This window comes from Candidatus Bathyarchaeota archaeon A05DMB-5 (assembly GCA_019685655.1).
In the GTDB taxonomy this organism is placed as follows: Archaea; Thermoproteota; Bathyarchaeia; order Bathyarchaeales; family Bathycorpusculaceae; genus DSLH01.
On sequence record JABFQP010000008.1, the window covers coordinates 1 to 13,142 of the forward strand.

Sequence of the window (13,142 nt, forward strand, 5' to 3'; positions counted from 1 at the left end):
AGAAGGATGGCGTTCAACTGAAAAAGTCTTATGAAAACCTATAAGTCAGATTATGCCCATGTGCTGGTTACGAGTAAATAGTATAAATACGTAAGAATATAGGCGTGTGCGAGTATGAGTTGCAGGCGCGGTTGGCGGTTATGAGGAAGAAGAAGGCAACGGGGTTTGTTGGGTGGGTGACTTATGAAATGAAGGATAAAGAAAGCGAATGGAATAGGGTAACGTGTATGTTGGCACGATATGCGGAATACGCAAACATAGGAGGAAACAAAACAGGAGGATACAGCGTAACAAAGTATGTTCCTTACCTCAAGACTAAACAAGAGTATGGAGATATTTGAAATTAGAGTAGGCGGTTATTATGATTGTTCGCGAATCTAAGCCGAAACTTTCCGAGTTACCGATTTCAAATTTTCCCTTTCCCAAACCGTTTGCTCATCAATATAGATTCTTTGAGAATCGGAATTGTGACATTATCTTGAAGAGCCCAACAGCCTCAGGAAAGACGTTGTGTTTTCTTTTCAGTTTTATAAATGAGTATCTGAAAGCGAGACAAAACAATAAGAGAATAAAGTGTCTTTATCTCGTCCCAACAAGACTTCTGGTGCAGTCTCAATTTGAAAGTTTAAGGCGTAATTTAGAAAGGTTCGCAATACCTCACCGAATTCTTGAGAGTGGATACTCTTTTGCTGAGCTATTCAAGCATGTCTGGGAAAACGATTTCATAGTAGCATCGCCCGACATAGTTTTCTATATTTTATTAAGAAAAAAGAAAACTCAGCATATCGAATTTGAATATACACAACTGTTGAAAAGTTTATATTGTATTGTGTTTGATGAACTTCATCTTTTTGACACTTATACCATGCTGAATATTAAGAACCTGATCAAGATCATGAAGAGTCAGAACCCAAACCTTAATGTTTATCTACTCAGTGCAACGATGGACCTTAAAGATATTATTGAACCGTCGTCATTTGTTACAATTGATGGAGAGAGTCTTACATATCCTATAAAGGTTTCCGCAATTGTTTTAAATTACCTCGATACGGAAGAAGTGGCGAAATTTCTCAAAGAGAAGCAATTTCAAAGAGATACAGTTTATGTCTGCAATTCAGTTGATCGTGCTATACGGCTGCACTCATACTTTGCAGATTCTGCATTGCTGGTTGGTAAAGCATGGTATGAAACCGATGAAGAGACCAGAGAGGATCAAATAAAAAGAAATCTTGAGAAATGCAAAGAGGGTTCTCTTACCTTCGCAACCACGGTGTTTCGTCAAGGGATTGACATTGATGTAAAGCGCTTGATTGTTGAAGAACCTCTAAACTCTCAGGATGCTATTCAAACCTTCGGAAGATGCGGAAGACATGGTCAAAGCGAATTTATACTGCTTACGAACAAAAGTCAACTTCTTAGTGCATTAAACTCCGATAGGCAAGTTTCAAGGGGAGAGTTCGAGTCGATTCTTTCTGAGTTATTTAAGCCGCCAACATTTGAAGAACAGAAACGTATGATGAATGCCATGTGGTACAAACTATATACCACAACTCGGCTAAAGGATCATGTCAGTGTCATCATTACAGAGCAGATGAAAAGAGATTATGAAGAGTTCAAGGATTTTCTCCCGGACCTTGGTTTTAGAGAACCAACGCCCTCTGTTAAATATGAGGATATTGCCTTCTCAATTTTCGAAATACTGGCGTTTAAAGATGCTTATCTAAATATCGAACCCACAGATGACATTTTCTTCATTGGCGAACTTCGAGACGGAGGTAGGTTTGTCAGAAGAGAATATCAAAGAGCAAAAAAAGAAGAATTGCCAATTTTTACCCTTGTTGAAAAGAAGAGGTACAAAGAAACGCCTTATTACAACTTACGACTGAAGTTGCGGAATATGTCCCTTTTAGTAAATGCAAAGATTGGACAGCTCGAGGATTACCCTTATATCCTCATCGACAAGACAAAATTAATACCGAAACATAGCTCATTTAAACCATGTAATTTCTTCGAGTGATAAATATGAAAACAAATTGGCTAATGAAAAAAGTAAAATATGGCGAACCAACGACAAGCGAGACTTTCATTGAACATGCAATCAAAACCTTCCATGTTGGAAAGTACATTTACGACCAACTGAAGTTGCGATTGAACGAAGAAGAATTTCTGTATGGCTGCTTTTTTCATGACGTGGGAAAACTCTTAGCCGGACCAGGTGAACCACATACCCCGAAAACGAAGGAAGCATTGGAATTGATAAAAAATACGAGAGAATATCAAACAATTCGAAGAGCTTTCGGTTTTGACGACTTGTCGCGTCATGAGCACGTCATTCACGCAATAGAAAAACATCACGACTCTGCTGATGAACTCAGTGCTTACATAGCAATAGCTGATCAAATTGCTTCATCCGAGAGTGATGAAGATCTCAAAAACAGATTGAAGAAATCTCCAATTTCTACTCTAATAACCTACCTGAACGAAATGCAAGGTTTCTCGAATTTGCACTTCTACTACATAAGATTCTATTCCTTTTCTAAGAATGAACTTAACGCTATTGGAAGGCTATTTCTTCTAAAACTGCTTTTTGAAACTCTTGAGCAGATACAAGAAGTAAAACTTCTATATGAGACCTTTAACGGCTGCAGAGTAGTTACAAAGCTGGATTCCAGCAGTCTAAAGAAACTTTTAGTCATGAAGTTTGAGACAAACCTAATAAAATTCATCGAAGACCAAAACCTTAAAGGCATATTAGGCGGCGCCCCTGACAATTATTCTCAATTCACAAACATGCCTAAACAAATAAAACCCAAATTGATTGATCTCACTGTGGGAAAATATGCTGAAGACATACTTGATTCGCTGAAAAAGAAACGCATTCAAAGTCTGGAAGATGTTGGACTTAGCTTGGAAATTCTGTCAAATTTAGCAAGACTCGACGAAATATCTGGGCTTACACAAAAAGGGATCAAAGGAATAAGCACTACTAAATATTATCTCTTCTCGGATGAAAATAATCGATTTCCGAGATGGGTTGTAGAGAATTTCTTTCCGAAAGATAAGAAGGACAAATTGGAGGAAAAGGTCACAGAGAGCGGCATGCCGCGAATCGAAAAGTTTCTTTCTAAAGCTGGTGCAGACGTAGCAAAAATAACGTGTAAAGATCAAGTCTATAATAAGTTATTCCCATTGATAGTTGCACTCAATTCAATAAATGAGTCTACTGTCGATTTTCAATTTGATGTGGGAAATTATCTTGCAATCGACGATGATGTGCCTCTCGCAAAAATCGCTCAAGAGAGCCCTTGTGCAAATTGCGGCGTTTTTGAAAGTGAGGTTGAGCTCACTCCATTCGCTTTCGAGTACAAGCAACATGCTAAAGAAACCTTATTCAAAGAAACAGAGAAAGAGTTCAGAGATCGAGTTAAAGTAATCTGTGGCCTTTGCCAGATTGAAGCGATCCTCAATACGCTACTTTGCGGAACAAAACTCGAAGGAATGCAAGCAAGGATTGACACGCGGACACACTTAATCATTTGTGGACTTGGAATTGACGAAACCTTATTCGAAAATCTGGCTCCTGAAGAACCGATAAAAAAATTAATTGAGAGATTCAAGATAACCCATCAGTCGGTTTACATCAAGAAATGTAATGATCTTCAATTTCTTGTTATGTCAATTGCGGATGTCAATGCAGGCTCTGGAAATATTATCTTTCAGCAACTTCTATTCTCATGGCTTGCAACAAAGTTGAAACATAATTGCTTGATTCTTGCCCTTGGCGTTAACAAAGTTCCAATTACTATCAATAACAACGTCGTTCAGTTTGGTGATGGAGAAATTCCTATAATTGAGGATGTTAGAACAGACTTCTTCGAGTACGTGTATACCGAATCGAATCTGCCTTTTAGGCGACAAAGAGACGTTATACTTCAATATTTTAAAAATCCTTTTATCGGTATGGCACAAATATTTAAAAAGAGTAATCTTAAATACACTAATTATACTGATAAGCTGGTTCGTAAAATGTCAAAAAATGATGAACTTTTCAATCTAACTGATCAAATATGGGAAATGGCAAAGCTTGGAGGCGCCCTTGAAACTAGGAGAAACGTTGGTTCGTTTTTAGTGGGTTTTAACGGCACTCCTAAATCCATTGATGTGATAGCGAATAAATTGCTCAAGAATACACTGTTAAGTTCTGAAAAAAGAGCCGATATAATTAAAATTCATGAAAAATTGAGAAATACCTTAGAACAGATGGATGACAAGCAAAAGGCGCAATTAAAGGATTATGTGCAAAAAACTAAATATCTCTTCAATTCAAAGAAGTTTTACGAACTCAAACTGGAAGGAGTTTTGGAGAAAGATGAGCCATCTGAATGAACCGGAAATAATTGCTAAATTACCCGAATTCAAAAATCTGGGCGAAGAAATGAAACTTGCAAGTGGTGAAAGCCTCAAAAAGGTGTATGTGCAGAAGAACGACTACATTGCAATAGTAGGTTACAAGGTTCTCAAAGATTTTGCCAGATTTACAAGTCATGAAGACTTGTCAAACGACAAGATAGACTATGCAGGCAAATCAAGAATTTATCTAACAGGATTGAAACGTAGGGGAGTTTATCGACGTGCAAGTGAAGCTATCTTAAGGCAGTACAATGAAAACTATAAATGTGCTACTCCAGATCACCAGTGTATGAACTGCTACAATTGCTTCACCTATGGAGGAGTTATTGCAATCAAAGACAAGACTCAAGCGATTAAATCAAGACTGAAGCCTACGACATCATTTTCAATTCAAAGCGACGAAGAAGCACTCATCGACGAAGAAGAGTTCCATAACATTGTGCGTACAGATTTTCGAATGGAACAAGCTGAAAAAGGCGAACAAAAGAAACCCAGCCTATACACCATGCTATTGGTTAAACCTGGAACAGTTTTTCCTTTTATCGACATAATCTTCAATCCAACCAAATTTGATTTAGCGATGTACCTTGAGACACTTAGAAGAGCAGATGCTATGGGATATGGCTCGAGGAGCTCCTTGCTTGGCACCATGGAGACGAAGATAATAGCTATAACTGATAACTTGAAGATATCCCACAAAGACTTGCTCAACAAAATCAAAGTAGATGAGGCAGGAAACGTAAATATCACGGAACTAAAGGCTCTATTTGGTTCTGAAGCTATAGATGAAAAACAATTAGAAACCCTCAGGGCGAAGTTACCAGAATTGATAGAGAAACACAAGACTGAAATCTATGGCGAAACATCCTTGAAAAAATCCTCAAAAAGTTGAGGTCAATATTTGTGCTCCATTCGAATTCTCCTCCGCTTTATGCCATAAAATTCGAGCTTGAAGAATTTGGACAAAACGTTTCTCATTTGACCAGAAAGACTTATTATACTCACAATTTCTTCACCGACAGACAGGTCTATGCAGCACTCACTCATCGCTTCGCATTTCTTGGGACAGATCAGTACGAATTTGAAAAAGTACCTTGCACCTTCGCCATTCCATTAGATGTCAAAAAGCACAAAACTTTTTTCTCTATCAATAATGCAGATCTTCAAAAAGAGCAGATCACCGCTGTTCTCAGATACATAACCGAAGGTCGCCAAGAACTCATCACGCCTGGCTCAGAATTCGTCACATTTTCCTTTGTCGAACCAAAATATGACAAACTGTTCATTGGCAAGAAAAGCGCGTTGGCCAACATCGTAAAAAAGGAAAAAGTATTTTTTGAAGAGAAAAAAGATGAATGGACAACTGAAGACATGATTTACCTTCAAGAGTATAATTCAGAAAAGAACAAAGAAATATTTGGAGTGCGATTAGCTGACGCATCAACAAGGTTCTTGGTTGGTAGATTCAAAGTCTCCAATCTATTAGAGGTTAGATTTGAAGACCGTATCTACAGATTCTACTCCCTTTGGAAAAGACGCAATGAATTTCAGTCTAATTTGAAATGACTATTTGTTTGTTATTGCGATGCTATTGTTGGCATGTTTGTTTGTGTTTGCATCCGCCTTGTCACTTGTGCTTAGTTGCTCAAGTTTAAATAGTTGAAACGTGAGTATCCTACTTATGCTTCAACTATTCGCAGACAGAAAACAAGAACTCCAATTCCTCGAGCAACACTACCAGACGCAAACAGCAGAATTAATAATCATTTACGGAAGAAGACGCGTCGGAAAAACCGAACTCGCCCTCCAATTCTCAAAAAACAAACCTCACATCTACTTCCTCGCCGACCGCCGACCAGAAACAGAACTAATCCAAGAACTAAAACAAAGAATGAGCCACTACCTCAAAAACGAAAGCTTCGCCAAACTCGCCATAAACGACTGGATTGAACTCTTCCAAGAATTCACAAAATGGAACAAAACCCCGCACACAACCATAATAATCGACGAGTTCCCAACACTCATCGAAGCCAACCACGCCATCCCATCCATCTTCCAAAAAATCTGGGATCAAAACCTCAAAAACACAAACACCATGCTCATACTCCTCGGCTCATCAATAGCCACCATGGAAACCGAAGTCCTCAACTACAAAAGCCCACTCTACGGCAGAAGAACCGCCCAATGGAAACTCACTCCACTAAAAATACACCATCTAAAACCCTTCTTCCCAAACTACAACACCGAAGCCCTAATACACGTTTACGCCTGCCTCGGCGGAGTCCCAGCATACCTACGAAAATTCAACCCGCAACAAAACTTCTGGCAAAACATTGAACAAAAAATCCTAACAAAAGGCGAATTCCTATACGAAGAAGCAGAATTCTTACTACGCGAAGAGCTACGAGAACCACGCAACTACAGCCTAATCCTCAAAACAATAGCCCAAGGCGCCAGAACCTACGGCGAAATCCTCAACCAAACAAACTTGGACAAAAGCATACTCTCAAAATACACAAGCGTACTCGAAGACCTCGGCTTCATAAAAAGAACATACCCAATCGCCATAACCCCCAAACCCAGAAAAGGACTCTACACAATAGCAGACAACTACCTAAACTTCTGGTTCAAATACATCTTCCCAAACAAAACTGAACTCGAAACAGGAAACACCCAAGGCATTCTAAACAAAATCCGCGAAGACTACAACACCTACTTAGGTCACGCATTCGAACAAGCCGCAACCGAACTACTAACAGAAATGAAAACACAAAACAAACTATCCTTCACCTTCACCACAATCGGAAAATGGTGGCACGAAAACAACGAAATAGACCTAATCGCACTCGACGAAGAAAAACAAACAGCAACATTCCTCGAAACAAAATGGAGCATCCTCAAGGAAGTAGACTGCCAAAGAACCCTGCAAAACCTAAAAACTAAGGCGCAACACTTCAGATGGAACAGAAAAAAAGAAAACTACGGAATCATCGCAAAAAAAATCAGCGAAAAACAACGCCTACTAAAACAAGGACATCTTGCATTCGATTTAACAGACTTTGAACCACTCATGACATGAAACAACATCTAAGATAGCATACATGTCTGCCTATGACCACACCCACCTTGGCACTTGTGCTTAGCCACTCGTATGGGCGGTAGTTCCTCATCTCGTGTGATCCGTTTAATGTGTCCCAAAACCCGTTTAACATAACTCTTCATGGTAGGCGTAATCTCAACCCGCAAAATCAACTCTTCAGGAATATAATTAACAAAACCACGCTTAACCACCGTGCCAAAATTCTCTTCAACAAGCAACGCATACCCAACCAACTGATACTTATGATCCATGCAAATCTTGCCCTTATCCGAGTTCATGTTCTTGTATTCCACAGGAATGTACTCTTCCTTCACCGTCTTGATTATGCAGTCCACGTTTCCCTGCAACCCAAGCATGGGCGAACTGAGCGAAGTAAACAGCAACTTCTCAGCCCCAACAAACTCAGGCGAATAATAAATGGCATCTTTTCTCCTCAGCTCTTTCCGCACATAATCCTCATGCTGCTCCTTACCTTCCTCCTGCTGCGAACCAAAAACAGGCGTAGCATGCAAAACCTTGTCAAAATAGACAAGCCGTGGGCAATACACATAGTGCTTAATGTCAGTAACAGAAACAAACTCTTCTGCGACGTCAGAAATAGGCAGTTTCTGCTTCCGCCTCAACCAACTATCCTTATACTTACTCAATCCTAAGCCTTCTCTAAAACCTCCATAATCCGCACATACGTCTCCACACTGCAACGCCAACCAGCAAAAACCATATCATTCACCATCTGCTTAGCCCTTTCTTTAGTCATAAACCCCTCAGGAACAGCTCTCACCAAAACATAGGGCGTACCAGCATAGGCTATACCGTAAACCTTAGCCGTCTTCCTCGCCACCTCATCATCCACCACAGCCAAACCATCCAACTCCCGAGCAAGAGCCAAAACCTCAGCATCAGTCACATGAAGCCCCCTCGTCCGCAGCAACCTCGACAAAAACTCCTTATCCTTCGGCTCAACAACACGAAACACTTTACTGCTGAACAGTTTCTCTAAGACAACCGCGTCAGGAACGCCCTTACGCTTGCCTTCATCCACAACCTCACGCTTAACCTCTGGCGACGTCGCCTTTTCTCCTTTCAAATCTTCAAGAACCTTGCTCAACCCCACTTTAGTCAAGTAGATCAGTGGCGTAGAATTGAAAACAAGCAGCTTCACTTGTGCTTCGCCGCCGACGCTGCCTTAAACTCTTTCTCGATCTCTTCAGGCGTAAACCTAACCCATTCCACATTACGCTGCTTCACCAAATCAGCAAACTCCCACAACGAAAGCTTAGCCATCTCGGCAGCCTTTGCAAACGTCACTTTCCCATCTCGCAGTAACTCCAGAGCCGTCTGCTTTCGCCATTCTGCAATTCCCAATTCAAGAAGATTCCTAACAACTGTTGCTTTGTCCAGCTTTGCACGTTCAACCACTTCGAGGATTTCCTTCTCGATTTCCTTGGGTATCCTTACTGCTAAAGGTTTAAGCGTCAACACGTCCACCGTATACAAAAGGTGTCAAATGCATACATAAACCTTGCGCAGCTCAGAAATATGCTATCTTGTCCTTCTCTTCCTTCAGCTCATATCTTTTCGGTTTGCCCACTTCTTTCCGTCCTTTAAAACAAGTGTCGCAAACAGGGAATAACTGCACGTTCTCAATCAAATCCTTAATCAGATTCTTCAAATCCACAAGCAAACTGTTCAACTCGTCCCTACGCAGACTGCCAATGAATGCACTGTATTGAATGCGCTGCAACCCATAATCCTTTAACGTTTCAGCGACCAAAGCCCGCAAGTTGTCGTCAGTAATATCATAAATTACAACATAACGCAATTAAACTACCTCAAGGGTAACTATACAATCATATCTGCATTCATTAACTTTAAATAGTTTGGTTTCTGAGTCTCAAAATGAGCAACCGTTTCTCCTGTACAATGCAGAGGGAAGTATATGATAGTGCCCGAGTTGCATGATATAGGAAAATTAGTTGACAAAAGAGCGACTGGTATCGAGCACAATTTTGAGAATGCTCCTTTTCGATTGGAAAATGACACATGGAGAGGCATAGTAGAACATCATTGCTCAAGAAACTTCCAAAAATATCCTACAAGTCCAGATACTTTCAAATTGTGCATCGCAGATGACTTGGCGGCAGCGTTCTCCAGATATACAATCGAAGGAGAAGACACTCACGTTTTCAACACTCACAAATTGTGGAATCCTCCCAGCGAAACAATGACACAATCGTTTATCAAGTCGATTGAAGAAGCTAAAGAGCTATTTTCATTTCTCGCTAAAAACCCGACTGCGAATGACTTTTTCGAGAAATACGAAAATATGCTAAAGAAGAGAACTGAACATGCAACCCGTGGAAAAAACATCACCAGTTTGTATACGCACTCCAAGCTTACTGGGCAATTTTTCAGAATTTTAACTTCTGACAATTCAACCTTCTCTGTAAAATTAGAAGAGTTACAGGGTTTAAACAAAGAAGAGGTCGCAGCTCTTATTAACAAAAAGAAAAAAACGTGGAACATGTCAGTTATGCGCTGTAAATTTAATTTCGCGCAGATGCCAGTGAAAGCAAAAGATATGAACGTTTTCAAGGTTCTCGAAAAGTTGATAGAGGACATCAAAAAAGAGCTACCCGATAATATTTTCTTTAGTACATCAAACGAGCTTCTTATAGTTGCTTCCAAGGTTCAAGAGCCTTTAGGAAGAATAAGAAAAAAGATTGAAGACCTTGGATTTTGGATAGATGTAGCTTATGCTGAAACCCAAGTAGGTGGTATAAAGCCTCAACTTGAGGATATTAGAGGGAAAAAGGACAAAATGGTGATATATCCACCACTGCCCAACGAGATTTCTCCTCCTATCTGTGAACTTTGCCAAATTTCTAAAGCCAAAGACCAACCTTGGGTCGATGAAGAGAGCGGGATAAAAGAGTTTCTTTGTGAAAAATGCTGGAAAATACGAGAAGCAGGTAGCGGTCTACCAAAATTTGTTGACTGGGAAGCATCAGAAAAGAACCCCAAAATCGGTTGGTTAAAAATATGGCTGGACTACGAATTATTACTGAAAAATTTGTCTGAATTATACTCTCAATATCTCAACGAGATAAGAGAGTCAGCCCCAAAAGACCCAATAGAAATTCGGTTCTCGACAATTTCGGAGTTTCAATGGGATTACGATAAATTTCTCAAATATTTTGAAGACGCTATTGAAAAAGATTTTGGCTCTGAAAATGTTCAGAAAATATTAGCAGATTTTCTGGCTGTGCAAATTGATTCGTTTAATTTACTGAAACATGTTCTACAAATATTCAATGGACTTTATGATGCATTTTTCCCAAAATTTAAAGACACAAGTTCACCATTAAAACTTTCAATCGTAGGATCAAACATAAAGTTTCCTTTCTTAGAAATTTGGAGGCTTCTGCAAGATACGAGAAACGAGATAAATATCCAGTTAATTGGTAAGGGTTATATTGGGTTGAAAGTGAAAGATTTGAGCGCCTTCTTGAGGACTAAAACAGATAACAAAGCTCTTCTTTATAAGTTAGTAAAACTGAGCGAAATATCACCAAAGTTAGCCAAGATTACTTTAAGCGATAGGTCAGACAGAGATTTCCATTCATATACTGGCCTTCGTCTCGCAGTGGAAAAATTCGGTTTTGAGAATATACTTACGTATGCCAAAATGATGGGGGATTAAGGTGGATTTTCTCGAATTTAATTTGAAATCAGAAGCATTATGTATGGGAGAGAGAACAAAAAAAGGCACTTTTAGACCTGCAATTACCACAATTCCTTATAGCCAAATCACAGGCGCCTTAAGAGCATACTTCGGCATGAAGAACATACATGCTGTTGGCCACTTCATAAATAGTCCTAAAAAAGAATACTTAACTTTCTCGCCTAAAAATTACGTAACAGGTTCAAGTAGATTACCAATTACTGTGGAATTTCTGGTTGATGTAAAAGGGAAGGTTTACGTTCTGAAAAATGAGGAGACTCGCGACTTTCCAGACAAAATAGAACTTTCGATAGGTGCATTAAGAACACGAGGACTTGGGAATAGCCTTTTAACAAAAGTCGGAGAAATAGAAATTGATCTTTCCAGTAGAGAAAGTAGGAAGAAGAATATGAACGTAGGAACCCTTAATACACGTGTACCATTAGAACATTTGGATAAATTTGCTATTGAGAGTAGGAAACCTGTTTTCGGTTATCTCTTTAAACCAACATCCATAACTACCGGTGTTTACGTATTGTCATTATTTGAAGGAAGTGAGGTTTATGCGCCCAAAGTTTTGCTTAGAGGTGGTTAATTAAATGGATATTGTTGAAGAGCTTATTGACGAATTGCGAAAAGATTCAGAAATAAGACGCGCCAATTTCAGTAACAAGTTTCTTTCCACGGTAGGAGATATGTGTAGCCGATATGGTTATGGCGCAGCGCGTCTCTTTCTGTTGGGAAGAAATGAGCCTGAGGCAACTACACTTTTAAGAATCTTGGATAAAATTGAGGACAGAAATGTGCCAACTGAGTTAGGAACTCTTATATTTAAAAAACTAAATGCTATAAAGTTTGTAAGAGGAGTATAACAATGCGCAAATGGGAAAAATTAGAAATTGAATTGGTGACAAAAGCGCCTTTTAGAATAGGGGGCGTAAAGCCGATACCTGGAACAACCGATGTGGATAGCCCAGTCGTGAAATTAGGCAATAAAATCGTGGTTCAAGGGACTTCTTTAAAAGGAGCTTTAAGACATGAACTTGAAACATACCTAATAGACAACTTTCTGGATAAAACAACGAAACGCTGGAAAAACCCATGGCTAAAACCTTGTATCCCTGCAGACGAAAGAACTATTTCTGCGGACGAACGGAAACTCTTAGAAAATGGGTTCTACAAGTTTTGCTGTTCTTACCCTAATCCTAATGATTATATTTGTCCCGTCTGCTACCTTCTTGGTGCGAGAGGACTGATAGGATTTGTTAATGTTCCATTTCTCAACATGACTAAAGGAAGCGTAGAGCCTCTTCAATTTATAAGAGAAGACAGAGTTATTGGAACTTCTGCGAGAGGAGAACGCGGAGCAATCGGTAAATTCGAAGCTATTCCAGAAGACAGCATCTTTAAAGGCGTTGTGACGATCCTTGTTGAAGATGACATTTTAGGATGGAAAATTGGACAAAAAAGAAATCTAACAGAATCGCAAGGAGACAAATGGCTTGACTCAGCAGAATGGACAAAAGACAAAGTCGAAAATGATTTAATTAAGAATAGACTGGCAAACATCAAAGATCTTGGAGGATACCGATCCAAGGGATTTGGGCAGGTTGATATAAAAATAAAACCCATGGCATAAAAGAAAACGTAGCCTATTTACCACCCTAAGCAGAAAGGCGTATACTCGGCTTCCTTCAAAAGAAAACGAACAACACATCTTGGCTGCAGGTGAATGAAGCTTTTCAATGATCCCTTCTGACCATTAAACATCACTTCAGAGTCCAAACGCTCCTGAAAACTGGCCAACAAGACTTTAATCACTTCCTTGCTCAAAACCCGACCTTCCTCAACAGCCTCAGCAGCCAGAATCTCATTCGGCTTTATGACGCTCTTCGTAATCAACCCAAT

Annotated in this window: 15 protein-coding genes; 10 read left to right on the forward strand and 5 right to left on the reverse strand. The window is 39.6% G+C overall.

Annotation, left to right across the window (positions count from 1 at the left end):
• The first annotated feature begins 140 nt into the window (after positions 1 to 140).
• From cas6 to HM003_08340, 6 genes are all read left to right on the forward strand, one after another.
• A complete protein-coding gene (gene cas6, locus HM003_08315; GenBank protein MBX5329334.1) occupies positions 141 to 341 on the forward strand; it encodes a CRISPR system precrRNA processing endoribonuclease RAMP protein Cas6 in 201 nt (66 codons plus the stop codon).
• A 20-nt stretch (positions 342 to 361) separates the two neighbouring features.
• Positions 362 to 2,017, forward strand: coding sequence for a DEAD/DEAH box helicase (locus tag HM003_08320; GenBank protein ID MBX5329335.1), 1,656 nt, complete (start codon positions 362 to 364; stop codon positions 2,015 to 2,017).
• A gap of 5 nt (positions 2,018 to 2,022) precedes the next feature.
• Entirely contained in the window at positions 2,023 to 4,386 is a 2,364-nt protein-coding gene (locus HM003_08325) for an HD domain-containing protein (GenBank protein MBX5329336.1), read from the forward strand.
• Entirely contained in the window at positions 4,370 to 5,302 is a 933-nt protein-coding gene (cas7d, locus tag HM003_08330; protein ID MBX5329337.1) for a type I-D CRISPR-associated protein Cas7/Csc2, read from the forward strand. The genes HM003_08325 and cas7d overlap by 17 nt, the downstream gene beginning before the upstream one ends.
• 11 nt (positions 5,303 to 5,313) lie before the next feature.
• Positions 5,314 to 5,976, forward strand: a complete 663-nt coding sequence (locus HM003_08335; protein MBX5329338.1) for a hypothetical protein — start codon at positions 5,314 to 5,316, stop codon at positions 5,974 to 5,976.
• A gap of 115 nt (positions 5,977 to 6,091) precedes the next feature.
• Positions 6,092 to 7,489: an ATP-binding protein gene (locus HM003_08340; protein MBX5329339.1), complete on the forward strand. Its 1,398-nt coding sequence runs from the start codon at positions 6,092 to 6,094 to the stop codon at positions 7,487 to 7,489.
• An 8-nt stretch (positions 7,490 to 7,497) separates the two neighbouring features.
• Here HM003_08340 and cas4 read toward each other — a convergent pair whose 3' ends face one another.
• Genes cas4 through cas2 form a run of 4 tightly spaced genes read right to left on the reverse strand, consistent with a single transcriptional unit; the run spans position 7,498 to position 9,332 of the window.
• Entirely contained in the window at positions 7,498 to 8,217 is a 720-nt protein-coding gene (gene cas4, locus HM003_08345; protein ID MBX5329340.1) for a CRISPR-associated protein Cas4, read from the reverse strand.
• A complete protein-coding gene (locus HM003_08350; protein ID MBX5329341.1) occupies positions 8,160 to 8,672 on the reverse strand; it encodes a hypothetical protein in 513 nt (170 codons plus the stop codon). Before HM003_08350 ends, cas4 begins: the two co-directional genes overlap by 58 nt.
• Positions 8,669 to 8,989, reverse strand: coding sequence for a hypothetical protein (locus HM003_08355; GenBank protein MBX5329342.1), 321 nt, complete (start codon positions 8,987 to 8,989; stop codon positions 8,669 to 8,671). Before HM003_08355 ends, HM003_08350 begins: the two co-directional genes overlap by 4 nt.
• A gap of 52 nt (positions 8,990 to 9,041) precedes the next feature.
• Positions 9,042 to 9,332 (reverse strand): CRISPR-associated endonuclease Cas2, encoded by a 291-nt coding sequence (cas2, locus tag HM003_08360; protein MBX5329343.1) that lies wholly within the window; start codon positions 9,330 to 9,332, stop codon positions 9,042 to 9,044.
• Positions 9,333 to 9,734: 402 nt separating this feature from the next.
• Here cas2 and HM003_08365 point away from each other — a divergent pair, with 402 nt between their 5' ends.
• Genes HM003_08365 through HM003_08380 form a run of 4 tightly spaced genes read left to right on the forward strand, consistent with a single transcriptional unit; the run spans position 9,735 to position 12,873 of the window.
• Positions 9,735 to 11,213 (forward strand): hypothetical protein, encoded by a 1,479-nt coding sequence (locus tag HM003_08365; protein MBX5329344.1) that lies wholly within the window; start codon positions 9,735 to 9,737, stop codon positions 11,211 to 11,213.
• A 1-nt stretch (position 11,214) separates the two neighbouring features.
• Entirely contained in the window at positions 11,215 to 11,829 is a 615-nt protein-coding gene (locus tag HM003_08370; GenBank protein ID MBX5329345.1) for a hypothetical protein, read from the forward strand.
• A gap of 4 nt (positions 11,830 to 11,833) precedes the next feature.
• Positions 11,834 to 12,106 carry a hypothetical protein gene (locus HM003_08375; protein ID MBX5329346.1) on the forward strand — a complete coding sequence of 91 codons (273 nt, stop codon included), beginning with the start codon at positions 11,834 to 11,836 and terminating at the stop codon, positions 12,104 to 12,106.
• Positions 12,107 to 12,108: 2 nt separating this feature from the next.
• Positions 12,109 to 12,873, forward strand: a complete 765-nt coding sequence (locus tag HM003_08380) for a hypothetical protein (protein MBX5329347.1) — start codon at positions 12,109 to 12,111, stop codon at positions 12,871 to 12,873.
• 17 nt (positions 12,874 to 12,890) lie between these two features.
• Here the strand turns inward: HM003_08380 and HM003_08385 are convergent.
• On the reverse strand, positions 12,891 to 13,142 hold a 252-nt coding region (locus HM003_08385; protein ID MBX5329348.1), incomplete at its 5' end, for a hypothetical protein.

Coding starts and splice junctions, on each gene's coding strand:
- cas6 (MBX5329334.1), top strand. CDS start 141: ATGAGGAAGAAGAAGGCAACGGGGTTTGTTGGGTGGGTGACTTATGAA.
- HM003_08320 (MBX5329335.1), top strand. CDS start 362: ATGATTGTTCGCGAATCTAAGCCGAAACTTTCCGAGTTACCGATTTCA.
- HM003_08325 (MBX5329336.1), top strand. CDS start 2,023: ATGAAAACAAATTGGCTAATGAAAAAAGTAAAATATGGCGAACCAACG.
- cas7d (MBX5329337.1), top strand. CDS start 4,370: ATGAGCCATCTGAATGAACCGGAAATAATTGCTAAATTACCCGAATTC.
- HM003_08340 (MBX5329339.1), top strand. CDS start 6,092: ATGCTTCAACTATTCGCAGACAGAAAACAAGAACTCCAATTCCTCGAG.
- HM003_08365 (MBX5329344.1), top strand. CDS start 9,735: ATGACACAATCGTTTATCAAGTCGATTGAAGAAGCTAAAGAGCTATTT.
- HM003_08375 (MBX5329346.1), top strand. CDS start 11,834: ATGGATATTGTTGAAGAGCTTATTGACGAATTGCGAAAAGATTCAGAA.
- HM003_08380 (MBX5329347.1), top strand. CDS start 12,109: ATGCGCAAATGGGAAAAATTAGAAATTGAATTGGTGACAAAAGCGCCT.